The organism is Bacteroidota bacterium, from assembly GCA_025059945.1.
Classification (GTDB): Bacteria; Bacteroidota; Rhodothermia; order JANXDC01; family JANXDC01; genus JANXDC01.
This window is the reverse complement of record JANXDC010000015.1, coordinates 23,974-47,239: the sequence shown is the minus strand read 5'-3', so window position 1 is coordinate 47,239 and position 23,266 is coordinate 23,974. Positions and strand designations below refer to the sequence as shown.

The following is a 23,266-nucleotide window of genomic DNA, read 5'->3' as shown; positions in this document are numbered from 1 at the left end:
CCCAAAGATAGGCTAACTTTACCCAAAACCGGTACGAGCCATGGAGCCGTCCCAGGTCGATACGCCCCTCATGCGCCAGTACTGGGGCATCAAGCAGCGCTATCCGGGGGCGATTCTGCTTTTCCGGATCGGGGATTTCTACGAAACCTTCGGGGAGGACGCCGAGATCACCTCCCGCGTGCTGGGGATCACCCTCACGAAGCGCTCCAACGGCGCGGCGGCTGATGTGCCCTTGGCGGGCTTTCCGTATCATGCTCTCGAGACCTATTTGCCGAAGCTTGTGCGGGCCGGCTACCGGGTGGCGATCTGCGAACAGCTCGAAGACCCCAAGTTGGCTAAAAAAGTCGTCAAACGCGACGTAGTGGAGGTCGTCACCCCGGGTGTCGTGTTTAGCGAGCGCATCCTGGATCATCGGCGTAGCCATTACCTTGTTGCCGTGCACTTCGGGGCCGACCGGATCGGGCTGGCCTTTTTGGATGTGAGCACAGGTGAGTTCGCACTCGCGGAATGCGCCTCGGACTGGGAGCTTATCGAGCAGCTGCAGACCCTGGCCCCGGCTGAACTGCTGGCGGATCGGCGGCACCGAGAGCGCGTGCAGGTTCTGGGCGTAGCCGCCCCCGTAACATGGCTCGACGACTGGGTCTGGGCCTTTGAGTACGCCTATGCAGTGCTCGTTCGCCACTTTCGCACCCACTCTCTTAAGGGCTTTGGGGTGGAGGCGTATCGGGCGGGTGTTATCGCCGCGGGTGCCGCGCTGCACTACGCCCAAGAAACCCAGCGGGGGCGTCTGGAGCATGTGCGCAAGCTCGCGCTTTATCAGAGCGACGAGCACATGGTGCTCGATCCGGCCACCCAGCGCAACCTCGAGCTTACGCGCCCCCTGCAAGAGGGCACTCAAGACGGCACGCTGATTGGCATCTTAGATCAAACCCAAACGGCTATGGGCGCACGCTTGCTAAGGCAATGGCTGCTGCGCCCCTTGAGGCGACCGGACCGAATCGAGCGCCGCCTGGAGGCCGTTGAAGAGCTCTTCGAGCAGCGCCGCCGGCGCGAGGCCATTCGGGCCGCCTTGCGTGAGGTGGCGGACATCGAGCGTCTGGTGGGGCGCATCTGCACGGGGCGCGCCGGGCCTCGGGACCTGGCGCAGATCCGGCTCTCTTTAAGGCAGCTGCCTCGGATACGAGAGTTGCTTGAGGGCTGCACAAGCAGCTTGCTCAGCACCGTGCGCGAGGAACTCGACCCGTGTTCGGAGCTCTTAGAGCGCCTTGAGCGCGCGCTTGCGCCCAGTCCGCCGGCCGCGCTCGCCGACGGCGGGGTGATCCGGGACGGCTACCATGCCGAGCTGGACGCGTTGCGCGCTCTTGTGCGCGACGTCACGGCCTGGATGGAGCGCTTTCGGGCCGAGGAGGCGGCCCGGACCGGGATTCCGTCGCTTAAGGTGGGCTACAATCGGGTCTTCGGCTACTACATCGAGATCACCCATACGCATCGAAACCGGGTGCCGTCGGATTACATCCGCAAGCAGACGCTGGCGAACGCGGAGCGCTACATCACGGCGGCCCTTAAGGAACAAGAGGAGCGCATTCTGTCGGCCCAAGAGCGGATCCTGACCCTGGAAGAGGAGCTCTTTCAGGAGCTCCGAGCCTCCGTGGTCGAACGCGCCGAGGCGTTGCAGCAAAACGCCCGGCTGCTGGCCTTGCTGGACGTTCTGGCCAACCTGGCGGAGGTGGCCGAGCGCTACGGCTATGTGCGGCCGGTGGTGGACGAATCGAGGGTGCTGGACATCCGTCAGGGCCGCCATCCCGTTTTGGAGCGCCTGCTTCCGCCGGGGGAAGCCTATGTGCCCAATGACGTGTACCTGTGCCCCGAGGAGCAGCAGATTCTGATCATCACCGGGCCGAACATGGCCGGCAAATCCGCCCTGCTTCGGCAGACCGGCCTGATCGTGCTCCTGGCTCAGATCGGCTCTTTTGTTCCGGCCGAGTCGGCTCGGATCGGGGTAGTGGACAAGATTTTTACCCGCGTGGGGGCCTCGGACAATTTGGCCGCAGGCGAAAGCACGTTTCTGGTCGAGATGCAGGAGGCCGCCCATATTTTGCATGCCGCCACCCAGCACTCCCTTGTGCTGCTAGATGAGATCGGCCGCGGCACAAGCACCTTCGATGGGCTATCGATCGCCTGGGCCATTGCCGAGTACCTGCACGAAAACCCCGAGGTGGCGGCCCGGACCCTGTTCGCCACGCATTATCATGAGCTAGCCGAGCTGGCCGCGTTCTACCCCCGGATCCGCAACTATCACCTGCTGGTGCGGGAACAGGACGGCCGAGTGGTGTTCCTGCGCCGACTCGTTCCGGGCAGCACGGACCACAGCTACGGGATCCACGTGGCGGAGATGGCCGGCGTGCCGGCCCCGGTCGTGGCGCGGGCTCGGGAGATCCTGCGCTATCTGGAAAGCAAAGAACTTGAGCTAGAGGGCCTGCTCAGGACCGAAAGCTCCCCGAATGCCGCACCCAGCCTGCCGCAGAGCCGAGCCCAGACGCGTCGGCGGCTGCGTGCCTTGGGGCCGCCCCCCGCGGCCGTGCAGCTTTCCTTGCTCGAGTTGGATCCGGTCTGGGATACCATACGCCAGGAGCTGGAGGCGCTCGATCCGGTGCGGCTTACGCCGATAGAGGCCCTTTTGCGCATAGCCGCCTGGAAGGAACGCCTGCTGGGAAAAGAAAGGCCCTGAGATGGCGTCAGGGCCTGATCCGTCGGGGCGAGAGGATTTGAACCTCCGACCTCTTGGTCCCGAACCAAGCGCTCTAACCGGGCTGAGCTACGCCCCGCTGCGGAGGGCAAAAATAGGAGCCTTTCGGCTCCGCTGTCAACCGAAGCGATCGCGATGCGCGCCGTCCTCATACGCCAAGGCCCCTTCGGAAGGCGGCGAATCGCCGTAGAGCCATGGCCTGAGCCCCGGCAGGTGAGCTCCGGGGAGGTGCGGATTCGGGTGCGGGCCGCTGGGCTCAACTTCGCCGACGCGCTCATGCGTAGGGGGCTATATCCCGGGGCTCCGAGGCCGCCTTTTGTGCCCGGCTTTGAGGTGGCAGGTGAGATCGAGACGGTTGGACCAGAGGCGCCCTTCGCGGTGGGCCAGCGAGTGCTGGCGCTCATGCCCTCTGGAGGACAGGCCGAACAGGTGGTGGTGCCCGCTGCGCAGGTGTTTCCCATCCCGGAGGCGATGCCGTTCGAAGAGGCCGCCGCTCTGCCCGTGGCTTATCTTACGGCCTACATGGCCCTGATCGAGATGGCCGCGCTCAAGCCCGGAGAGTGGGTGCTCGTGCACGCGGCCGCCGGGGGCGTGGGGCTGGCCGCTCTGCAGATAGCGCGCACCGTGCCGGATGTGCGGATCTTGGGGACGGCCTCTGCAGGCAAGCACGCGCTTTTGCGCGCGCAGGGCTGCGATCACCCCATCGACTACCGCAGGCGGGATTACGAGCCTGAGGTGCGGCGTCTGACCGGCGGAGCCGGCGTGCACGTGGTGCTCGACCCCTTGGGAGGGCGCGATACGCGGAAAAACTACCGACTTTTGCGGCCCACAGGCCGGCTTGTGCTGTATGGCCTTATGCGCCCCTTCGGGGGGCCCAGAAGGCGGCCCTTGCGGGCGCTTTGGGAGCATCTGCAAGCCCCCTGCTTTCATCCCCTTCGGCTTATGTGGGAGAATCGAGCCGTAATCGGGCTGCATCTGGGGCGCCTGTGGGCGGAGGCGGCCAGGCTGCGCAACGCGATGCAGACCCTGCTTACGTGGTACGCTCAGGGTCGTATTCGACCCGTAATCGATCGCATTTACCGGCTCGAGGAGGTCGCTTTGGCCCACAAGCGCCTGGAGGAGCGGCAAAACGCGGGCAAAATCGTGCTCGTGCCGTGAGCAAGGCGCAGTTTTGGACTCAGGCGCTAGCCCCGCTTCCCCGGGCCTTTGTGGAGCGGCTTCTTCGGATTGGGACCGAAGAGGAGGTCGCCTGCTGGGCGCGCACTTTTTGGGAGGAGCGCTGGGCCGCGTTTCGCGTAAACCCCCTTCGGGCTCCCTCAGAGGAAGCGGCCCTGGAGGCGCTTCAGAAGGCCCAGGTGCCGGCCCGACCTGTAGAATGGATGCCTGGAGCGTATGTGGTGGGCGCCTCCCACCGGGCCGCGCTGCTGGCTTCGGAGCCCTGCCGGCGGGCCTGGCTTTACGTGCAGAACCTCTCCAGCATGCTGCCCGTCTGGATTCTAGGTCCTGATCCCGAGGACAGGGTGCTGGACTTGTGCGCGGCGCCCGGGGGCAAAACCCTCCAGTTGGCCGCGGGCCTGCGGGATCCAGCGCAGATTGTAGCCGTGGAGAAAGCTCGGGGGCGCTACTACAAGCTTCGGGCCCTTCTGACCCATTACGGGGCCGGCCGGGTGCGCGCGGTCCTGGCCGATGGTCGCCTCGCGGGAAGCCGCTGGCCGGAGGCCTTCGATTGCGTGCTCCTGGATGCACCCTGTTCGGCTGAGGCCCGTTTTCGCATCGGACAGCCCGAGACGTATCGCTACTGGAGCCTCCGCAAGGTGCACGAGCTAGCTTATAGAAGCCAACAGCTGCTGGAGTCTGCTTTGCATGCCCTTCGAGCAGGAGGCCGGCTGCTCTTTGCCACTTGTACGTTCGCGCCCGAGGAAAACGAAGGCGTGCTTGCGGCCGTCCTGGAGCGTTGGGGTTCGGCGCTGGAGCTTGAGCCGATTGCGTGTCCCTTTGCAAACCATAGACCTGGGCTGCGCAGCTGGAACGGCCGCCGCTTTCCGGAGGCCGTAGGGCTGGCGGTGCGCGTGTTGCCCACAGCCGAGATGGAGGGGTTTTTTCTGGCCCTTTTGCGCAAGCGCGCCCCCCTGGGAAGGCAAAAGGGGCGCCGCTAAAGACCCCGAATTAGGGCGCGCGCGTCGCCTATGCGCACCCAGCCGAGCAGCCAGGCGCCCAAAAGCCAGACCCCCAGCAGTCCGAACCGAAGCGCGAGGTCCCCGATCCCCTCGGGCGCACGCATCGTTCCCAGCGCGGCCAGTAGACCAGTCCAAAGCCCCAGTCCCAGCAGGCGCATTCCGCTCAAGGGAAGTCCGATCGAGTTTCGCACCGCTCGGTGGGTCCAAAGGAGCAGGCCCGTGTAGGCCAGCAGGGTCGCTACGGCAGCTCCGAGGGCGCCCCATGTGGGTACTAGGAGCGCGTTGAGCGCCAAGTTGAGCGCGGCTGTTCCGGCCACGATGAGGGAGAAGGAGCCGGAACGCAGCGCCTCTAAAAGCAAGGCCGACCAGATGAGGCTAAGCCCGAAGGCGGCAAAGCCCAGGCTGATCCAGGGAACCAGCGGCAGGGCGGCGCGGTAGGCGGGATCTGCGTCCATCAGGACGAGCACCCAGGGCGCGAACAGGGATGTGCACAGGGCGAGCGCCCCCAGCCCCACCGCCGCCCCTCGATGCGCCAGGGCCACGACGGCGGGCCGCTCCTCCGGCCGAAGCCGCAACACAAAGGGCAGCCAGGCCAGCTGAATCGGCTGCGCGCCGAGCATGTTTACCACACCCCCGAATTTGGCCGCCAGCACGTACAGGCCCACTTCGAACTCGGTACGCCAGGCGGCTAGCACGTATCGATCGGCCGCGTTCAGGGCCAAGCTGCCCAGCGCGCCTCCGATGAGAGGCGCGCAGACCCGCACAAGAACGCCCGTCCAGCCCGGATCAGGCCGAGGCCATCCCCACGGCCAGCGCCCCCAGGTTGCGGCCAAAGCGGCAAGGCAAGCTCCCGCGCTTGAGGCCGCATAGGCCGCAAGCACCCCCATAAGCCCCATCCGCCAAAGGGCCAGGGCGACGTAGCTGAGCGCAATCAGCCCAAAGAGCTTAAAAAGCAGAATCCCCGCATACCATTTCGCCCTGCCCTCTGCGCGCAGCGCGGCCAGGGCCACCCCGAGCGGCAGCTCAAAGGCCACATACAGGCTCATGAGCCCCCAGATCGCCCCGCCGGGCGCGCGCAGCACCAGAAAGCCGATCGCCACAAGCGCCCCCGCGATTCCGATCGTAAGCCCCCAAACCGAGCGAGCCGCGGCCAGGCGGGTCTCCGGTTGGGCCCCGAATCGCACAAGGCCCATCGGGAGTTGCAGGCTGAGCACGATGATCCCGATTTGGACCGTCACCTCCAGCACGCCCCAGCGGCCGTAGTCGGACACGTCCAGGTAGCGCGTGTTCGTGTACAGGGGCAGAAGCAGCAGCCCCGCGGCCTTGGCCAACGAGTTGGCCCCGGCATACCAAAGGCTCTGTCCGGCCAGGTTACGCATCAGATCCCGCACGGAGGGCCTCCAGCGCCTCTAGAAGGGCTTTGCGGCGGTTTTCAAGTCCATATCGCTCCAGAATGCGCGCGCGCGCCTGCAGCCGGTTTTCGGGATCGGCGCGGAGGGCCTGGCTGAGCGCCTCGGCGATTTCCTGGGGATCGGGGCGCGATACGAGCCATCCCACCCCCTCCAGCAGCTCCGGAATCCCCCCCACGGGGCTGCCCACGGGGACGCATCCGGAGAGCATGGCCTCGCACAGCACGTTGGGTAGGCCCTCGGTGCGGGAAAGTTGCGCGTAGACGGCGCATTGTCGATATCGGAGGCCTAGCTCCGAACGGGGTCTGGGCGGCTCTAAGAGGACGTTCTCCGGGGGGCGCCAGCGGGACACGAACGCGTCCCGGTACCGGGGTTCTAGCCCTACAAGGTAAAACGGCACACGAGGCAGGCGGCGCGCGGCCTCCAGGAACAGGTCCACCCCCTTGACCAGCACGGAGCGTTCCCGGCCGATGTAGGCCACCGTGAGCAGCGAAGCGGCGCGCTCAAGGGGGCCGAGGGGCCACCGCACCGGATCGTAACCGGTCGGGATCACGCGAAACGGGGTGCGAAGACCGGGCACGTGCGCGCGCACCCCCGTGCGCAGCCTTTGGGGCCAGAGGGCAAAGGGGTTTTCGCCCTCTATCAGGGCCCCGCTTACGGGCAGAAGCAGGGACGCGTTCCGAAGCACGAAGCGCGCCATGGGGGCCCGCCACGGGCTCGCGTAGACGCCATAGCGCAACGTGGGCAGCGTATGCGCATCGAAGCCGCCCAACACGACCGCGGTGGGCACGCCAAACCGTCGGGCCAGGGCCACAGGAAGGACCAGATGATAATCCGCAAACCAGCCCAGTAGGAGTTCCGCTCGAGGGAGCTCCCGCAAAAGCCACGCAAGTTGCCGGGTCCAACTCCACAGAAGCCGATCCGGCCTTCGGGCCGTTCCGAACACGAAGGGCCGCACCGCATAAGCCGACCGCAGCAGGTCCTCATCGTCTTGCACGAAGGCCGTGCGCGCCAAAGACACGAACAACAACCGGGGCGTTCCAGACACGGCCTCAGGCTAGGGCGCGCGCAGAGGCGATCAGAAAGCGCTGCGCGTAGCGGCACAGGTCATCTAGGGCCACGTTGCCCCCGCAGAGCACGAGCACCACGTGCCGATCCGGCCCGAAGCGATCGGCTAGTCTTTCCAGCGCCGCCAGGGTGCAGGAGGCGGCCGGTTCGGTCAGCACTTTGGCGCGCTCCAGAAGCCAGCGCATCGCTTCGACGGCCTCGGCGTCGGATACGACTGTAACGGACTCCAGATACCGGCGCGCGGCCTTCAGGGTCCGTTCGCTCACCGAGGGGGCGCCTAGCGTTTTGGCGATGGACGTGATGGCCGGCAGCTCTACCACCCGCCCCGCGCGCAGGGCCTGGGCCATGCTGTCGGCCCCCTCGGTCTCCACGCCCCAGAGGCGCACATCGGGGCGCAGGGCCTTTAAGGCCGCGCCCACGCCGGCCATAAGCCCTCCGCCGCCTATGCTGAGCACGACGTCGGTGAGCTGGGGCAGATCCTCCCACAGCTCCAGCCCCAGCGTGCCTTGTCCGGCTATAACCCAAGGGTCGTCAAAGGGATGCACGTACGTCCATCCGGCCTCCTGATAGGCTTGGGCGCGCGCAAAGGCCTCCGCGATCGTGTTCGTCAGCTCTACTTCGGCGCCGTAAGCACGCGTGGCCTCGACGTAATTATGGGGGGTGTTTTCCGGCATCAAGATCCGAGCCCGGATGCCGAGCACGCGCGCCGCATAGGCCACGGCCTGCGCGTGGTTGCCCCCGCTTGTGGCCACCACGCCCCGGGCGCGTTCGGCCTCCGAAAGCAGCAGCATGCGGTTGAAAGCCCCGCGCACCTTAAAGGCGCCGGTTTTCTGAAACAACTCCAGCTTCAAGTATACGTTCGCGCCAAATCGATCCGAAAGGCTCTGGCTTCGTATGAGGGGCGTACGGTGCACAAAGGGGGCGATCCGCGCGCGCGCCGCCTGCACGTCCGCTAAGGTCGGCAGCTCCATTTACCGTCCCTCCGCCTGCAGCCGTCGGGCCACGGCTTCCGCCTGGCGCATGACCCGCAGCACGTTTGCTCCCCAGAACTTGTAAATCTCCTCCTCGCTCCAACCCCGCTTCAGCAGGCCATAGGTGATCCAAGGCAGTTTGGTCACGTCTTCAAGCCCCTTGGGCAGGCTGGGCACGCCGTCGAAGTCCGTGCCCCAGCCTACGTGGTCGACTCCGGCCACGCGGCGGACGTGTTCGATGTGGTCGAGCACATCCTCCAAGGTCGGTTCCCCTATGCCCTGCTCTTGTTTAACCTCCCGCAGCGCCACCCACATGCGGGTGCGGAAGTCCCCGCGATACCGGGTGCGGACCCGCTCTGCTACAGCCCGCCAGAAGGCCTCCGTGTAGGCGGGGTTGACGAAGTCGGAGCCGATGTTGATCATCACCACCCCCCCGTTGCGCGCGATGGCCCGAAGCTGATCGTCGGAGAGATTGCGCGGGATGTGCGTAAGCGCGCGACAGGAGGAGTGCGAAGCGATCACGGGCGCTTCCGTGACCTCGAGCACGTCTTCCAAGGCGGCATCCGAGATGTGGGAGATGTCGATGAGCATGCCAAGCCGGTTCATCTCGCGCACCATTTGCCGGCCCAGTTCGTTAAGCCCTCCCCAGCGGGCCGTGTCCTGGGAGGAATCGCACCAGCCGTTGGTGTTCGTGTGCGTGAGCGTGACGTAGCGTACCCCCCGGCGATAAAAAGAGCGCAGGGTATCCAGGCTGTTCTCCAGCGCATGCCCCCCCTCAAGCCCCATGAGGGCGGCGATTTTGCCGGAGCGCACAATCCGGATCACGTCCTCATAGGAGGTAGCCAGCTCGACCCGGTCCGGATGGCGCCGAATTTGGGCCAGAACGGTGTCGATGAGCCGATGCGCCCTTCGGGCCGAGGCGCCCGGGGTTCGGGCGTAATCCGCGGCGACCCAGATGGACAGAAACGGCGCATCCTGGCCGCCCTCGATCATGCGCGGCAGATCGGTATGCACCCGCGGCGGAGCGTAGCGATAGCCCCAGTCATAGCCGCGCCGCGTCGGGGGCAAGTCGGTGCGCCCTTGAAAGTACCCCCCGAAGGCCCCTACGAGATCCTGGCCGCCGTCGACCATGAGCGTGGGGCTGTCGTGATGCCCGTCGAAGACGATGGCCCGGTAGTGGATCTCAAGCGCCCGCCGCCACAACGGATCGGCCGCTATGAGGCTATCGGCTTTAGGGTGTCGGATCGGAGCCGGAATCGCCAGCACAATACCCGTGTCGGCCTTAACGGAAGAAGCCGGATGGGGATCGCCTCCGCAGGCCAGGCTTAGACCGGCAAGTCCTAACCAGCGCATCATGGGAAACCTCTTCCGCCTCGTGGGGTTGAACCGTTTTGAGTTGTCGCCGCACTGCAGCACATTTCAAAGGAACGGCTTTTGATAGTTTCGGCGCCACCGAAAGTTTACGCATCCTCTTTGCCTTGAGCAAGCTTCTGGGTGTTGGGACAAACACGGCCGGGGTGTTCCTCATCAATGGCTAGCTGTGCAGACTCTTCTCAGGTGCCATTTTCCTCGATAGCAGAACCCGCGCTGCTTTGTTCGCTTGAGGGCCGCATCCTCTGGGCAAACCGCTCTCTTTGTCAGGCCCTGGGATGTGCGCCGGAGGAATTGATCGGTCTTCCCATACAGGAGCTCGACCCGTTAGTTCGGCCGGAGGATTTGCGGCTGGCCTACCGGGCTTTAGCGCGCTTCCCCATCGAACGGCTTGCCCGTCAGCTGCAACGCCGAGATGGGTCCACATGGGCGGTTTGGATGTATCCCAGCCGGGTTCGCCTGGGCCGAAGGGCCGCGCTGCTACTACAGCTGCGCGAGCGCAAGGAAGATCAGGACTGGACAGGCCGCCTGCAGGAGCGCGTCCTGGAGTTTCTCTTCCGGCAAAGCATCGCAGGCCTGTACCTGATGCGCATGGATCCGGGCTGGGAGTTCATCTGGGACGGATCCGAAGAGCAGCTCGAACGCGCCCTGTATCGGCAGCGCGTTGTGCGCGTCAATCGCAATTTCGCTGAACAATACGGCACCACAGAAGAGGCCCTGATTGGTCGCACATCGGCGGATTTTTACGCCCATGATCCGGGTTTTATCCGGGACTATACGCGCCGAATGCTGGACGCGGGCTACCTGCGCGGCCTAAGCTACGAGCGCCGGCTTGACGGAAGACCGATCTGGATTGAGGGGGAGTACATTCCCCTATACGATGAAGGGGGCCGTTATCTGGGCCATCTGGGTATACAGCGGGATGTCACCGAGGAACGGCTGCGATCGGAACGCCTGGAGCGTCAGCGTCAGGCCCTGCTCGCGATGACCCGGCTTTCGGCTCAGGATTGGCCCGAGAGCCTGTATGCGCTTTTGGAGCGTACCGCGCAGGCCTTGACGGTAGACCGATGCGGGTTTTGGCTTTGGGATCCTCAGCAGGATGCCCTGCGTTGCATGGCCCTCTTCGATCAAGCCCAGGGCGGACGCGTAGCCTGTGAGCAGGTGCTTTCCGCTTCCGCCTATCCGGAGTACTTCTGGGCTTTGCAAACCGGTCTGGCCGTGGATGCGGCCGATGCATGGACCGACCCCCGCACGCGGGCTTTCCTGGAAGGCTACCTAAAGCCCCTCGGCATCCGGGCCATGCTGGATGCCCCGGTATGGCGGGAGGGCCGTCTCATGGGGGTCCTGTGCTCGGAGCTGCGCGCCGCCTCACCCCGCACGTGGCACGCCGATGAGGTTCGGTTCGCCGTCGCCTCGGCCGAACGCCTAGTGCGCCTGCTTGAGGAGCATGAGCGCCGAACCCTTGAAGGGCGGCTTACGCGGTTTGTGGAAAACGCCTCCGATCTCATCTATCAGGTCGATCTAGAGGGCCGCCTCTTGTACGCCAACGAGGCGGCGCTGCGGCTTTTCGGCTACACCCGCGAAGAGGCCATAGGCCGCCGAATCTTCGACTTCATCGAGCCCAGCCACTACTGGCGCGCCCGCGCCGAGGCGATTCGGCACGTCCGGGCCCGCACGCCCCACTGGTACAGCGAATATCCGGTGCGAGATCGCACGGGTCAGGTGCGATGGGTGGGCCAAAACGCTACGTTGCGTACCGAAGGCGGGCAGCTTGTGGGCTTCGACGTGATCAGCCGGGACATCACGGACCGCAAGCACATGGAGGCGGCCCTAGAAGCCAGCGAGCGGCGTTACAGGATGCTCTTTGAATCCGCCGGAGATGCCATCTTGATCTCCGATGCAGGAGGGCGTTACGTGGAGGTCAATCGCCAGGCCGAGTTGCTTACGGGCTACAGCCGCCAGGAACTGCTCGCGATGACCGTTGGGGATCTCGTTGTGGGGGATCGCGAGGCGTTGAACCGGGGTTATCGAGAGCACTTCTATCCGTTTTTGCGTCAGGTCCGCATCTTCCGGGGCGCCGATCGGCGAATGCGCCGCAAAGACGGAACGCTCTTCGACTACGAAGTCACGGCCGTCATGCTTGACGACGGGCGCGTTATGGCCCTCGTGCGCGATGTGACGGAGCGCAAGCGAGCCGAAGCGGCCCTGCGTGAGGCCAAGGAACGGGCGGAGATGGCCAACCGCATCAAGTCAAACTTTCTGGCCATGATCTCACATGAGCTCCGCACCCCGCTACATACGATCTTGGGCTATTTGGATCTGATCCGCGAGGAGCTGGCCTCCGAAGGCAAGCCGGAGGTGGAGGAGTTTTTCGCCGTCGTGCACCGAAGCGCCCAGCGCCTGGTGCATCTGGTCCATGAGCTGCTGGATATGGCCCGAATCGAGGCCGGCGATCTGGAGCTTGTCTGCGAAGTGCAACCCGCAGAACCCCTTGTGCAAGAGGCCTTTGCCACCTTGGCTTCCAGGGCGCGCGAAAAAGGACTCCTCTATGAACTGAGGCTGCACACCGAGCGCACGCTTGTGTATGTAGACGGCGGCCGCCTCATCCAAGTGTTGCTCAATCTGATAGAGAACGCGATCAAGTTTACCTCCTCGGGCTCTGTTCAGGTTTCCACCCGACGCGAAGGCGACAGGCTGGTGATCGCGGTTTCGGATACCGGGGTGGGCATAGAGCCGGAGCATCTGGAGCGTCTGTTTAGGCCCTTCGAGCAGGCTCACGAGGGTTTGAATCGGCCCTTTGAGGGAGCCGGGCTGGGATTGGCCATCAGCTATCGCCTGGTGCGCAGCATGGGCGGCGAGCTGCGCTGTCAAAGTCAGCCTGGCCGGGGCGCGACCTTTTCCGTGCACCTGCCCGTCGCCTCCGAACCCGTCCCCCCTGTTTTCTGGCAGCCCAAGGCGCGTCGGGCGCTGCTTATGGAATCCGATCCGGAGGGCCGGCGTTATCTAGAGGTGTTGCTTAGGCGGGCGGGCTTTTCCGTGCAGGTGTGCGATAAGCCGGCTGATCTTCTGGAGGCGCTTACGAGCGGGCAGTACGATGCCGTGTTCGTGGAGTTAACGCCCGAGGCGTTCGAGGTCGGGATCACCCTGGGAAAGCAGGTGCGTCAGCTAAGGTTTCGGGGGCGTATGCTGGCGCTAGCGGCTTACGCGGAGTCCGGACTGGAAGACCGCTTACGCGCGGCCGGCTTCGACGGGTTGTTGGTTAAGCCCTTTCAGCCCCGCCAGGTCCTGAGCTGGCTTGAAGAAGCTAGCTAGAGGGGGTTGGGGACCGCATGAGGCAAAGCAACATACTGCACGCCACCACCGTGCTGGCCGTACGGCATGGAGGCAGAGTGGCCATGGGGGGCGATGGGCAGGCCACCTTAGGACAGACCGTGCTCAAGCACACCGCGCAGAAGGTGCGGCCATTATACAGCGGCAAAATTTTGGCTGGCTTTGCCGGCTCAACGGCCGACGCGCTCACGCTTCTGGATCGGCTCGAGGACAAGCTCCAGATGTATGGAGGCAACCTGCCGCGGGCGGCCGTGGAATTGGCCCGAGATTGGCGTCTGGACCGGGCCCTGCGGCGTCTGGAGGCTATGTTGATCGTAGCCACCGCGGAGCAAATGTTGCTGCTTTCGGGTGCAGGGGACCTGGTTGAGCCCGACGATGGGATCCTGGCCATCGGCAGCGGAGCCGGCTATGCCTTGGCCGCCGCCCGGGCGTTAAAACAGGAGGCCTCGCATTTGCCGGCGCGCCTCATCGTGGAGCGCGCCTTGCACATCGCAGCGGACATCTGCATTTACACCAACCACGAGATACGCGTCTTGGAACTTGCCTCTTCGTAGGCCGTATCCGCAGAGGGTTTTTCCCCAACGAGCAAAGCATCAAAGCGTAAAAGACATATGGATCTACAGGCGCTCACGCCGAGCCAAATCGTAGCCGAGCTGGACAAATACATCGTGGGCCAGCAGGAAGCCAAGCGCGCCGTAGCCATAGCCCTGCGCAACCGGTGGCGCCGTTTGAACGCTCCCCCGGAGTTGCGGGAGGAGATCGTGCCCAACAACATCATCATGATCGGCCCGACGGGGGTGGGCAAGACCGAAATCGCGCGTCGGTTGGCCAAACTGGCCGGGGCTCCGTTTGTGAAGGTGGAGGCCACCAAGTTCACCGAGGTGGGCTATGTGGGTCGAGACGTCGAAAGCATGGTACGCGACCTGGTGGAGGTGGCCGTAAACATGGTCAAAGCCGAGCGTCAGCGCGAGGTTCAGGCGCAGGCCTTGGAGCTGGCCGACGAGCGGCTGCTGGATGTGCTCGTGCCCCGGCCGGGCACTGGGTTCGCCTTTTCCGGTCCGTCCCCCGAGGGCCTACCGGCCTCCGGCTGGGGGGAGCTGGAGGATCACGCCCGGGTCCGCTTTCGGGAGCGCCTTAAGGCCGGGGAGCTAGAGGATCGTCTGGTGGAGATCGAGGTCACAAGCGAACACGGCCCCGTCATGCAGATTTTCGGTCCCATGGGCCTTGAGGAGATGGGTCTTAACCTGCAGGAGATCTTGGGCAACCTGGGTAGGCGCCGCAAAAAGCGCCGGCTGCCCGTCTCCGAGGCCCGGCAGCTATTGGCCCAAGAGGAGGCGCAAAAGCTCATCGACATGGATGCCGTCATCCAGGAAGCCCTGGAGCGGGTTCAAAACGCGGGGATCATCTTCATCGACGAGATCGACAAGATCGCCTCTCCGGCCGGCGCACCCCGCGGGGCGGGCCCAGACGTGAGCCGGGAGGGCGTGCAGCGCGATCTGCTCCCGATCGTCGAGGGCTCGAACGTGATGACCAAATACGGCATGGTTAAGACGGATCACATCTTGTTTATCGCCTCGGGCGCCTTTCATGCGGTCAGGCCCAGCGACCTGATTCCGGAGCTTCAGGGGCGCTTCCCGATTCGGGTGGAGCTTAAGCCCCTCGGCGAGGAGGACTTCTACCAGATTCTCACCTTGCCCCAAAACGCGCTCACCAAGCAGTACGCGGCCCTGCTGGCGGCCGAGGGTGTGGAGCTCGAGTTCACCGATGAGGCTCTGCGGGAGATCGCCCGCATCGCCGCGTGCGTCAACGAGCAGGTCGAAAACATCGGCGCTCGGCGGCTGCACACGATCCTGACTACGGTCCTGGAGGAGGTGCTTTTTGACGTGCCGGACCGCATCCGAGATGCGCGCGTGCGCATCGACGTAGCGCATGTGCAGCGCACCGTGGGGCGCGTCTTGGAGAATCGGGATCTGAGCCGCTATATCCTCTAGGCCTCGGGCAGGGGGCCCCGTAGGACAGTCGGCCATTCCGGCCCAGCCCCCGGATCTCGGATCGGCCCGTATTGGCGCTCGTAAAGCTCGATGTTCTCCCGTAGCGCGGCCAGCAGCCGTTTGGCGTGATCCGGCGTTAGGATGATCCGCGCCTTAACGCGCCCCTGGGGCATGCCGGGCATGAGCCGGATGAAGTCCAGGATGAACTCCGAGGGTGAGTGCGCGATCATAGCCAAGTTCGCATAGGTGCCCTCGGCTACTTCGGGGCTGATCTCCAAGCTGAGCTCTTGTGGCGGCGGTGTCTCGGCCATGAGGGGGTCCTTTATGGGTCGGGTATGGCGAGCTCGCGATCATGCAGGCGCGTGATCGCTTCGAGCAGATCCGTCTTGGTCAGGATCGCGTATGCGCCCCCTTGCAGGGCGATAAGCACGGCGGCCGTCCCCTGGTTGAGGAGCGCGGCTAGCTCCGTTAAGGGCGCCTCGGGAGAGAGCACCGGAAAGGGCGGATCCATGTACTCTAGCACGGGCTGCGTTCGGGCCTCGGGGCGTTCCAAGAGCACATTCAGAAGCCCGATTTCCGTAACGCTGCCCAACGGCTCACCTGTCTCCTCCAGGACCGGAAGCTGGGAGATCCCGTGCGCGCTCATTTCCCGTACGGCCTCGGCCACCGTTTGGCCGGGCCGAACGAAACGGAGCTGTTGAGGAGGGCGTTCGCGCAAGAGGTCGGCCGCCGTAAGCCGCACGGCGGGCTCCAAAAACCCATGGCTGCGCATCCAGGCGTCGTTGTAGAGCTTGCTCAGATAACGGTTTCCGCCGTCGGGCAGCAGCACGACCAGAAGCGCCCGCTCATCCAGCTGACGGGCCACCCGGAGCGCGCCGGCCATGGCCGAACCGCTGGAACCCCCGACGAAGAGCCCCTCTTGCCGGGCTAGCCGGCGCGCCATAAGAAACGCCTCTCGGTCGTCGACCTGCACCACCTCGTCCACCAAAGAAAAGTCCATGTTGGCCGGCAGGATGTCCTCCCCGATCCCCTCCGTCAGATACGGCCGCACCTGGGAGGGATCTAGTTGACCGGTTCGGAAATAGTGGTAGTAAAGCGACCCTACGGGGTCGACGCCGATGATGCGGATCTTCGGGTTGCGTTCTTTTAAGAAGCGCGCCACGCCGCTGATGGTGCCCCCCGTGCCCATGCCGGCCACGAAGTGCGTAATGCGGCCCTCGGTCTGCTCCCAAATCTCCGGCCCCGTGGTCTCGTAGTGCGCTTGCGCGTTGGCCGGATTGTCGTATTGGTTCGGATAGTACGCGTTGGGGATCTCGCGGCTCAACCGAAGGGCCACAGAGTAGTAAGAGCGGGGGTCTTCGGGCGGCACGTTCGTGGGGCAGATGACCACCTCGGCCCCTAAGGCCCGCAGGGAGTCGATTTTCTCCTGGCTCTGTTTGTCTGTGATCGTGAACACGCATCGATATCCTTTGACGGCGGCCACCAAGGCCAGCCCCATGCCCGTGTTGCCCGAGGTGCCCTCGACGATCGTACCGCCAGGCCGAAGCAGACCCCGACGCTCCGCCTCCTCGATCATGCGCAGCGCGATACGGTCCTTAATGCTTCCCCCGGGGTTGAGGTACTCCACTTTGGCCAAGATCGTGGGCTTAAGCCCGGCCGTGATGCGGCGCAGTTCCACCATCGGGGTGCGGCCGATGGCCTCCAGAATGGAGCGGTACCACATCGGGTGTGCTCTCCTTTAGCAAGGTGCGCGCTCCAGCAGCTGCGCGCCGGCTTGCACAAGCTCCTGCGCTCGTTCGGGTGAGGAGGCCTCGCTATAGAAGCGCAGCACGGGCTCCGTCCCAGAGGGTCGAATGAGCAGCCAACCGCCGTCTTCTAATAGGTGTTTGTAGCCATCTAGGTCCTGAACCTCCCGCACCCGGACCCCCGCGATTGCGGGTAGGCCCTCGGTGCGGATGCGCTCCAGCAGGGCGCGTTTCTGGGCTTCCGTGGTGTGCACATCTAGGCGGCGGTTGTAAAGGGGGCCGAAATCGCGCTGCAGGGCCTCTACGAGGGCGCTCAGCCGCAGCCGAAGCTTGGCCAACATCTCCAGCACGATCAGTCCGATGAAAATGCCGTCCCGCTCCGGAATATGGCCCTTGATCGCCAGGCCTCCGGATTCTTCTCCGCCCACGAGCACGTCGCCCTCAAGAAAGTGGCGCACCACGTATTTGAAGCCGATCGGCGTGGTGTGCACCCGAAGGCCGTAGTGCGCGCCCATGCGCTCGAGCATGTGCGTGGTGGAGAAGGTCTTGACGATGTCGCCCCGCAGCCCCCGATGTTCGTATAGGTAGCGCACCAGCAGCGCCAAGATCTTGTGGGAATCCACCAGGTGCCCCCGTTCGTCCACAAGGGCTATCCGGTCGGCGTCTCCGTCGGTGGCCAGGCCCACGTCGTAGCCCTCCTCGCGCATCAGCTTGAGGAGCGGGCCCAGATGGGGTTCGATCGGCTCCGGGGCTTCGCGATCGAAGCCGGGGTTGTAGGCGGCCCGCAGCTCCTGGACCATGGGTCCCAGAAGAGCTCGCAGGGCGCCCTGGCCTGCGCCGTACATGGCGTCGTGCACCACGCGCAGACCGCTGCTCCGGATGGCCTCTAGGTCCACGCGCTCCCGCAGCAGTTCCAGAAAGCGCGCGCGCAGGGGTTCGACGCGGATGCGATCTTGGGGAGGGTTTTCGGGCCAATCCGGCGGCTCATCCGGAATGCACGCCTCTACGGCGGCCACGGTCTCCGGAAGAGCCGGCCCCCCAAAGGAGGCCTTAAGCTTGTAGCCGTTGTATTCAGGGGGGTTATGGCTGGCGGTGATCATAACGCCCAACCCGGCCTCGTAGTGGTGCGTGGCCCAGGAAAGAGCGGGGGTGGGCAGAAACCCATCGGATAGGATCACGGGGATGCCCCGGGTGGCCAGCACGGCGGCCACATGCTGGGCGAAGCGCTCGCTCAGAAACCGGGTGTCGTAGCCGATCACCACCCCCCGAGAGGCCAGGCCTTGCGACTCCAACCAGCGGGCCGTTCCCCAGGCGAGGCGACCCACGTTATCGAAGGTGAAATCGGCGGCGATCACGGCGCGCCAGCCGTCGGTGCCAAAGCGGATCGGAACGCTGCGCATCGTCTGCCCTCGTTTACGGTTCGTAGCGAAGCACGGCGCCAAAAAAACCGTCGGTGCCGTGACGGTGCGGGTAGAGGCGCAGAAACGCATCCTCCAACGGCACAAAGATACGCTGCCGCTCCAGAATCGGACCGACAGGTTCCAGGTGGAAATCCGGATGCTCTTCCAGAAAGGCCCCCACCACCTCCTCGTTCTCCTGAGGTAGCAGCGAGCAAGTAGCGTAGACCATGCGCCCTCCGGGTTTGAGCAGCGGAGCGTAGGCGTGCAGGATGGCTCGTTGCTGCTCGACTAGGGTCTCGACTTTTTCGGGCGTCACTTTCCAGGCCGTGTCCGGGTTGCGGCGCATCACGCCGGTTCCGGAGCAGGGGGCGTCGACCAGAACGACGTCGATCTTGCCGTACAGGCGCCGGACCACTTTGGCCCGGTTGTGGGGGATGCGTTGGGCGCGGATGTTGTGCGCTCCTGCGCGTCGGGCTCGGGGTCGGAGTTGTTCCAGTCGGATCGTGTAGATATCGAAAGCGTACAGCATGCCCTTGTTTTCCATCAGGCAGGCCAGATGCAGCGTTTTGCCGCCCCCTCCAGCGCAGCCATCTACGACCCGCATACCCGGACGGGCCTCCGTGAGGTAGGAGATAAGCTGGCTGCCTTCGTCCTGCACCTCATAGAGCCCCTCCCGGAAGGAGGCCGTCTGGAAGACGCTGATGCGCTTCTCGAAGATGAGCCCCACAGGGCTATACGGGGTTGGGCGCGTGGTCCAGCCCTCCTGCCGAATGCGCTCTTGCACCGCTTCGCGTGTGGCCTTGAGGGTGTTGACCCGTACGCATAGCGGAGCAGCCCGGTTTAGGCCTTGACATAAGGCCTCGGCCTCTTCAAGGCCGTAGCGGTCGATCCAGATCCGCAGCATCCAGTCGGGAAAGGAGTACCGAAGCCCCAAGGCTTGAGCCGGATCCGCAGGGGGTGCGACCTGTCGGGCCCAGGACAGGGCGGACTGGATGCGCTGGGCCTCATCAGGGGTCCAGGGCAACTCCAGGCGCTCCGCATCCTCGAAGGCGGCCAAATACAACAGCACCCACTCTCGGGGCTCGGGTTCCCGCCACCAGCGCGAGACCGCAAACTCCAGCCATCTGCGGTTGCGCAGCATGCCGTATACGGTCTCGGCGATGAACTTGCGGTCCCGTTTGCCGAACTCCGGATGGGCCTTAAAGAAGGCCTCCATCTCCCGGTCGGCCGGGTACTTAGAGTGCACGATCTGCTGGTATAGCTGCGCGGATGCGCTCACCCAGTAGGGTCGAATGAGGCGCTTCTGCTCCAGCATGGTCTGCCTTGAAGGGGGTCCGCAGTATGGCCCGTTGCCGATACGCCGGCTTGGCAAGACAGGTTCCGTCATGGGGGAGGCAAAAAAGACGCCCTTTTCGGGCTTTTCCCGAAAAGGGCGTTTGGGTAGCGGGGGAGGGAATCGAACCCTCGACCTTCGGGTTATGAATCCGACGCTCTGACCGACTGAGCTACCCCGCCAACCGAGGGCAAATATAGAAAACCGTCTAAGCCTGGGCAATCGGGCCCTAGCCTCTGCGAAGGGCCATCGCCTCCAGGCGGCGGATGCGCTCCTCCGTGGGGGGATGCGTGGAGAACAAGCTCAGGATGCCCCGGGCCATGCCGCCAAAGGGGCTCACCTGAAACAGGTGCGCCGTGGCGGGGCTGGCCTCCATGGGGATGGCCTGGGCGCCGGCTTCGAGTTTGCGCAGAGCGCTAGCCAACGCCAAGGGATCGCCGCAGATCTCGGCCCCGCCGGCGTCGGCCGCGAACTCCCGGGCGCGCGAGATGGCCATCTGGATCAGCATTGCAGCAAGGGGCGCCAAGATCAGCATGAGCAGGCCCGCCAGCGGGTTTGCGCCTTCCCGCTCCTCGCTGCGCCCCAGCGGCAGCCAGTAGGCCATTTGGGCTAGGTAGGTGATGGCGCCGGCGATCGTGGCCGCGATCGTGCCCGTTAAGATGTCGTAATGCCGGATGTGGGCCAGTTCGTGTGCGATCACTCCCTCCAGTTCGCGTCGGTTGAGCAGGCGCACGATCCCGTTGGTGACGGCCACGGCCGCATGTTTCGGATTGCGCCCCGTGGCAAAGGCATTGGGCTGCTCAGAGGGAATCACGTAGAGCTTCGGCATGGGCAGGCCGGCCCGGCGGGCCAGACGCTCGACCATGTCCCAGAGCTCCGGAGCGTCCTCGCGTCGAATGGGTTGGGCGCCGTACGTATACAGGATGATCTTATCGGAAAACCAGTAGCCGAAGAAGTTCAGCCCCAGGGCCATAAGAAAGGCAATCGTCATGCCCGTCTGCCCGCCCACGGCCTGGCCGACGAGCACAAACAACACGATTAGCAAGGCCATGAGGAAAGTGGTGCGCAACACGTTGCCCATAATCCGGTTATCCCCTCTCTCTGTTCTCGCAGTCACTAAACGCTCTGCACGCGTGCAGGTTTCAGCGTACAATCCGGATCTCCACCGCGGCCCGCTGGCCCTCGGCTAGCTGGATCTCCCGAGCAGCGGCGGGCGACAACACCAGAAGCACATCCGGCGGGGTGCCCTTAGGGGGACGGTCGTTGACTTTTACGAAAACGGAGCGCTGGTTCCAGCGGTTGGTCACCATGATTACGGTGCCGAAGGGCAGGCTCGGGTGCGCGCAGGTGAACTTGAGCGGATCATACAGCTCGCCGCTCGCCGTGGGCCCGCTTATCTCCACTCCATACACGGTGGCCGTTCCGCTTTGGTAGACGTGCCCCCAATCGGCGTTCGGGAGTGGGGTTGTGGGCTGCACGGCAAGCGTCTCAGCAGAAGCGCGCAGGGAGGGCGAAACAGGGCGCGTCTCGGTCATCTGGGTAGCCTCTGGGCGATACACGACCAGGATGTCTCCGGCTCGCAGCGAATCCGAGCGCAGCCCGTTGGCCTCGCGCAGAGCCTCCAGGCTCATCCCGAACCGTTGGGCGATTTCAGCGGCCTTGTCGCCGGGCTGGACGACGTAAGTTTGCCATGACCGGACAGGAGCTGAAGGCGCATCCAGGGAGGGGGGAATGCGCAGTCGCTGCCCGGGGTATACGGTGGGGCTCGCAAGGCTATTGGCCTCCTGGAGCCGCTGGGGTGCTAGCCCATAACGCCGGGCGATCTCGAAGAGCGTCTCGCCGCGTTGTACGACGTGAAAACGCCCCTCCGCTTCGGAGGCTATACCGGTCGACGCATGCTGCGCAAGCCGCACGCGCAGCCGCTGCCCGGCCCGTATGGAGTTGTCGCCTAACCCGTTCCAGCGGCGTAGCTCGGCTACGCTGACCCCGTAGCGCTGCGCGATGCGGTAAAGCGTCTCGCCTCGTTGCACCACGTGCACGACGAAATCCCGATCCTCAAGGGGCGTTTCCGTGACCCCGGCGGATATGGCCTCCGGGGCCCGCACGCGCAGCCGTTGTCCGACCCGGATCCGATTGGAAGGGAGGTTGTTCCAGCGCCGCAGATCCTGGACCGAAACCCCGTAGCGCTGCGAAATCCGATACAACGTCTCTCCGGGCTGCACAACGTGATAGGGGTCCTCCGTCCGGGCCTGAGCCCACAGGCGGACCGATCCCTCGGTTCCCGCCGCCAATATGGCCAGCGCTAGCAGTGCTTGAGCCACCTTCATGGGCTTTGTTCCTCCTGAAACCGTTCCCAGGCCTCCATGAGCTCCCGCAGGGCGTGTTCGGCCCCTTGGGCGCGGGCCGTCGTGATGCCCCGTTGATACGTTCTGGCCGCCTCTTCCGGAAGCCCCAGCTCCTGATACAAGCGGGCCAAATGGTAATAGGCCCCCACATAGTCGGGGTTGCGCGCCAGAAGCGCTTCAAAGGTCTTGCGAGCTTCGTCCCTACGGCCCGCCTTCCAGAGTTCTAGCGCTAGGGCGTAATGGGTGAAAGCGTCCTCAGGATCTTGCTCTAGGAAGGCCTTAAGCTGTGCGATGCGATCCGTGCTCATCGGTAGCGCTGGTAGACCTCCTCTATGTAGAAGGGACGACGCACAAGCTCGCGTCGGCCCGGATTGCTCAGCATAGCCTGGTTGTCGAAAAAATAGATGTAATGGCGTACGCGAAAGGAGTCTTCGCGCGCGTATGCGTGGCGCTCTTCCATCAAGGGCAGCTCCCCGACGGGCACAAGCTGAGGGCGTAGAATGCGGGACTGTTGGCGCTGCCGAATCAGGTTGCCGTGTCGATCGTAGACGGCCTGGATGCGTACTTCCACAGCCGCCTCCGCGGGCCGATAGACCTGCACAAAGCCCACACCTGTGCGGGAGGGACGACTATACTGTCGCTCCCAGAGCCGCAGGCCACGGTTGTCGTAAGCGGCCTCGAAGAAGGGCTCAGCTTCCCCTTCCAAGCGGATGCGCTCCAAATAGCCCCCCTTGGCCTCGTAAAGGCGCTCCCGCACGACGCGTCCGATGCCTTCCTCCACGGTCCAGGTGCGGACCCAACGGCCTAGGCTATCTAGCTCCACGGGAACGGGGCCGAGGGAGTCCGAGGGGCCGTCGCGCCGCTGCACAAGGTTGCCGAATCGATCGTAAGCAAAAGCGCTATAGCGCACCTGAGGAGGATCTTGCGGGCCCCGGCGCAAACTGGCCAACACGTCTTCGAAAAGCGCCGTAAGGGCGCTATCCGGAAGCCGCGCGCGCAGGCTATCGTGCACTTGCGGGGGCAGGGCTCGGTACCAGGTCTCGGATCGACGTCGGATGGGACGGCCCTCGGGGCCGTACTCGTATCGGTATCGCGTCCACTTTAGGTCGTACCCCGCCCCTAGGGGTTGTGCGTAGCCCAGGTCTACCTCCTCGATGGGATCACCTTGTTCGTTATTGCGCACAAGCTGCCGGCGCACAATTCGGTAGCGGCCTGGCTCAAGTTCAGCCCAGTAGATGCGCTCCACCAGGCGGTAGTCATCCGTGATCCATCGCTCCCGATACCGGAGCTCCGCTGAGCCGCATCCAAACCAGCTGAGCGCAGCACCTGCCCCTAGTAGGGCCCACCACGTTGATCGCATGGAGAACGCATGCCCGGTTG

At 64.7% G+C, this 23,266-nt stretch carries 18 protein-coding genes and 2 tRNA genes; 6 read left to right on the top strand and 14 right to left on the bottom strand.

Annotation, left to right across the window (positions count from 1 at the left end; genetic code table 11):
- The first annotated feature begins 40 nt into the window (after positions 1 to 40).
- Positions 41 to 2,728 (top strand): DNA mismatch repair protein MutS, encoded by a 2,688-nt coding sequence (gene mutS / locus NZ993_08170; GenBank protein MCS7155763.1) that lies wholly within the window; start codon positions 41 to 43, stop codon positions 2,726 to 2,728.
- Between the two features lie 22 nt (positions 2,729 to 2,750).
- Here mutS and NZ993_08165 read toward each other — a convergent pair.
- Positions 2,751 to 2,825: transfer RNA gene (locus NZ993_08165), tRNA-Pro, on the bottom strand.
- Between the two features lie 56 nt (positions 2,826 to 2,881).
- Here NZ993_08165 and NZ993_08160 point away from each other — a divergent pair.
- On the top strand, positions 2,882 to 3,904 hold the full coding sequence (locus NZ993_08160) for a medium chain dehydrogenase/reductase family protein (GenBank protein MCS7155762.1): 1,023 nt from the start codon (positions 2,882 to 2,884) through the stop codon (positions 3,902 to 3,904).
- On the top strand, positions 3,901 to 4,902 hold the full coding sequence (locus NZ993_08155; GenBank protein MCS7155761.1) for an RsmB/NOP family class I SAM-dependent RNA methyltransferase: 1,002 nt from the start codon (positions 3,901 to 3,903) through the stop codon (positions 4,900 to 4,902). Before NZ993_08160 ends, NZ993_08155 begins: the two co-directional genes overlap by 4 nt.
- Here the strand turns inward: NZ993_08155 and NZ993_08150 are convergent.
- The 4 genes from NZ993_08150 to NZ993_08135 are packed head-to-tail and all read right to left on the bottom strand — an operon-like array spanning position 4,899 to position 9,727.
- A complete protein-coding gene (locus tag NZ993_08150; GenBank protein ID MCS7155760.1) occupies positions 4,899 to 6,314 on the bottom strand; it encodes a polysaccharide biosynthesis C-terminal domain-containing protein in 1,416 nt (471 codons plus the stop codon). The genes NZ993_08155 and NZ993_08150 overlap by 4 nt on opposite strands.
- On the bottom strand, positions 6,295 to 7,353 hold the full coding sequence (locus tag NZ993_08145; GenBank protein MCS7155759.1) for a glycosyltransferase family 4 protein: 1,059 nt from the start codon (positions 7,351 to 7,353) through the stop codon (positions 6,295 to 6,297). The genes NZ993_08150 and NZ993_08145 overlap by 20 nt, the downstream gene beginning before the upstream one ends.
- Positions 7,354 to 7,384: 31 nt before the next feature.
- Positions 7,385 to 8,365 (bottom strand): threonine/serine dehydratase, encoded by a 981-nt coding sequence (locus NZ993_08140; protein ID MCS7155758.1) that lies wholly within the window; start codon positions 8,363 to 8,365, stop codon positions 7,385 to 7,387.
- 6 nt (positions 8,366 to 8,371) lie between these two features.
- Positions 8,372 to 9,727 (bottom strand): dipeptidase, encoded by a 1,356-nt coding sequence (locus NZ993_08135; protein ID MCS7155757.1) that lies wholly within the window; start codon positions 9,725 to 9,727, stop codon positions 8,372 to 8,374.
- A 201-nt stretch (positions 9,728 to 9,928) separates the two neighbouring features.
- Here NZ993_08135 and NZ993_08130 point away from each other — a divergent pair, with 201 nt between their 5' ends.
- The 3 genes from NZ993_08130 to hslU are packed head-to-tail and all read left to right on the top strand — an operon-like array spanning position 9,929 to position 15,063.
- Entirely contained in the window at positions 9,929 to 13,054 is a 3,126-nt protein-coding gene (locus NZ993_08130; protein MCS7155756.1) for a PAS domain S-box protein, read from the top strand.
- A gap of 17 nt (positions 13,055 to 13,071) precedes the next feature.
- A complete protein-coding gene (hslV, locus tag NZ993_08125; protein MCS7155755.1) occupies positions 13,072 to 13,626 on the top strand; it encodes an ATP-dependent protease subunit HslV in 555 nt (184 codons plus the stop codon).
- A gap of 57 nt (positions 13,627 to 13,683) precedes the next feature.
- Positions 13,684 to 15,063: an ATP-dependent protease ATPase subunit HslU gene (gene hslU, locus NZ993_08120; GenBank protein ID MCS7155754.1), complete on the top strand. Its 1,380-nt coding sequence runs from the start codon at positions 13,684 to 13,686 to the stop codon at positions 15,061 to 15,063.
- Here hslU and NZ993_08115 read toward each other — a convergent pair.
- The 9 genes from NZ993_08115 to NZ993_08075 form a co-directional block, all read right to left on the bottom strand.
- Positions 15,060 to 15,374: a DUF3467 domain-containing protein gene (locus NZ993_08115; protein ID MCS7155753.1), complete on the bottom strand. Its 315-nt coding sequence runs from the start codon at positions 15,372 to 15,374 to the stop codon at positions 15,060 to 15,062. The genes hslU and NZ993_08115 overlap by 4 nt on opposite strands.
- 11 nt (positions 15,375 to 15,385) lie before the next feature.
- Positions 15,386 to 16,786 (bottom strand): cystathionine beta-synthase, encoded by a 1,401-nt coding sequence (locus tag NZ993_08110; protein MCS7155752.1) that lies wholly within the window; start codon positions 16,784 to 16,786, stop codon positions 15,386 to 15,388.
- A 15-nt stretch (positions 16,787 to 16,801) separates the two neighbouring features.
- Complete coding sequence (locus tag NZ993_08105; protein MCS7155751.1) at positions 16,802 to 18,208, bottom strand: phosphoglucomutase/phosphomannomutase family protein; 1,407 nt, start codon at positions 18,206 to 18,208, stop codon at positions 16,802 to 16,804.
- Between the two features lie 13 nt (positions 18,209 to 18,221).
- Positions 18,222 to 19,523 (bottom strand): RsmB/NOP family class I SAM-dependent RNA methyltransferase, encoded by a 1,302-nt coding sequence (locus NZ993_08100; GenBank protein MCS7155750.1) that lies wholly within the window; start codon positions 19,521 to 19,523, stop codon positions 18,222 to 18,224.
- Between the two features lie 126 nt (positions 19,524 to 19,649).
- A tRNA-Met gene (locus NZ993_08095) sits at positions 19,650 to 19,723 on the bottom strand.
- A 47-nt stretch (positions 19,724 to 19,770) separates the two neighbouring features.
- Positions 19,771 to 20,622 carry a zinc metalloprotease HtpX gene (htpX, locus tag NZ993_08090; GenBank protein ID MCS7155749.1) on the bottom strand — a complete coding sequence of 284 codons (852 nt, stop codon included), beginning with the start codon at positions 20,620 to 20,622 and terminating at the stop codon, positions 19,771 to 19,773.
- Positions 20,623 to 20,683: 61 nt separating this feature from the next.
- Positions 20,684 to 21,868, bottom strand: a complete 1,185-nt coding sequence (locus NZ993_08085) for a LysM peptidoglycan-binding domain-containing protein (protein ID MCS7155748.1) — start codon at positions 21,866 to 21,868, stop codon at positions 20,684 to 20,686.
- Positions 21,865 to 22,194 carry a tetratricopeptide repeat protein gene (locus tag NZ993_08080; GenBank protein ID MCS7155747.1) on the bottom strand — a complete coding sequence of 110 codons (330 nt, stop codon included), beginning with the start codon at positions 22,192 to 22,194 and terminating at the stop codon, positions 21,865 to 21,867. Before NZ993_08080 ends, NZ993_08085 begins: the two co-directional genes overlap by 4 nt.
- A complete protein-coding gene (locus NZ993_08075; protein MCS7155746.1) occupies positions 22,191 to 23,246 on the bottom strand; it encodes a hypothetical protein in 1,056 nt (351 codons plus the stop codon). Before NZ993_08075 ends, NZ993_08080 begins: the two co-directional genes overlap by 4 nt.
- Between the last annotated feature and the right edge of the window lie 20 nt (positions 23,247 to 23,266).

Excerpts from the sequence above, each read along its gene's own strand:
- NZ993_08080 (MCS7155747.1), bottom strand. The coding sequence starts at position 22,194 with ATGAGCACGGATCGCATCGCACAGCTTAAGGCCTTCCTAGAGCAAGAT.
- NZ993_08160 (MCS7155762.1), top strand. The coding sequence starts at position 2,882 with ATGCGCGCCGTCCTCATACGCCAAGGCCCCTTCGGAAGGCGGCGAATC.
- NZ993_08085 (MCS7155748.1), bottom strand. The coding sequence starts at position 21,868 with ATGAAGGTGGCTCAAGCACTGCTAGCGCTGGCCATATTGGCGGCGGGA.
- htpX (MCS7155749.1), bottom strand. The coding sequence starts at position 20,622 with ATGGGCAACGTGTTGCGCACCACTTTCCTCATGGCCTTGCTAATCGTG.
- mutS (MCS7155763.1), top strand. The coding sequence starts at position 41 with ATGGAGCCGTCCCAGGTCGATACGCCCCTCATGCGCCAGTACTGGGGC.
- NZ993_08135 (MCS7155757.1), bottom strand. The coding sequence starts at position 9,727 with ATGATGCGCTGGTTAGGACTTGCCGGTCTAAGCCTGGCCTGCGGAGGC.
- NZ993_08110 (MCS7155752.1), bottom strand. The coding sequence starts at position 16,786 with ATGTGGTACCGCTCCATTCTGGAGGCCATCGGCCGCACCCCGATGGTG.
- NZ993_08075 (MCS7155746.1), bottom strand. The coding sequence starts at position 23,246 with ATGCGATCAACGTGGTGGGCCCTACTAGGGGCAGGTGCTGCGCTCAGC.
- NZ993_08115 (MCS7155753.1), bottom strand. The coding sequence starts at position 15,374 with ATGGCCGAGACACCGCCGCCACAAGAGCTCAGCTTGGAGATCAGCCCC.
- hslV (MCS7155755.1), top strand. The coding sequence starts at position 13,072 with ATGAGGCAAAGCAACATACTGCACGCCACCACCGTGCTGGCCGTACGG.
- hslU (MCS7155754.1), top strand. The coding sequence starts at position 13,684 with ATGGATCTACAGGCGCTCACGCCGAGCCAAATCGTAGCCGAGCTGGAC.
- NZ993_08105 (MCS7155751.1), bottom strand. The coding sequence starts at position 18,208 with ATGCGCAGCGTTCCGATCCGCTTTGGCACCGACGGCTGGCGCGCCGTG.
- NZ993_08100 (MCS7155750.1), bottom strand. The coding sequence starts at position 19,523 with ATGCTGGAGCAGAAGCGCCTCATTCGACCCTACTGGGTGAGCGCATCC.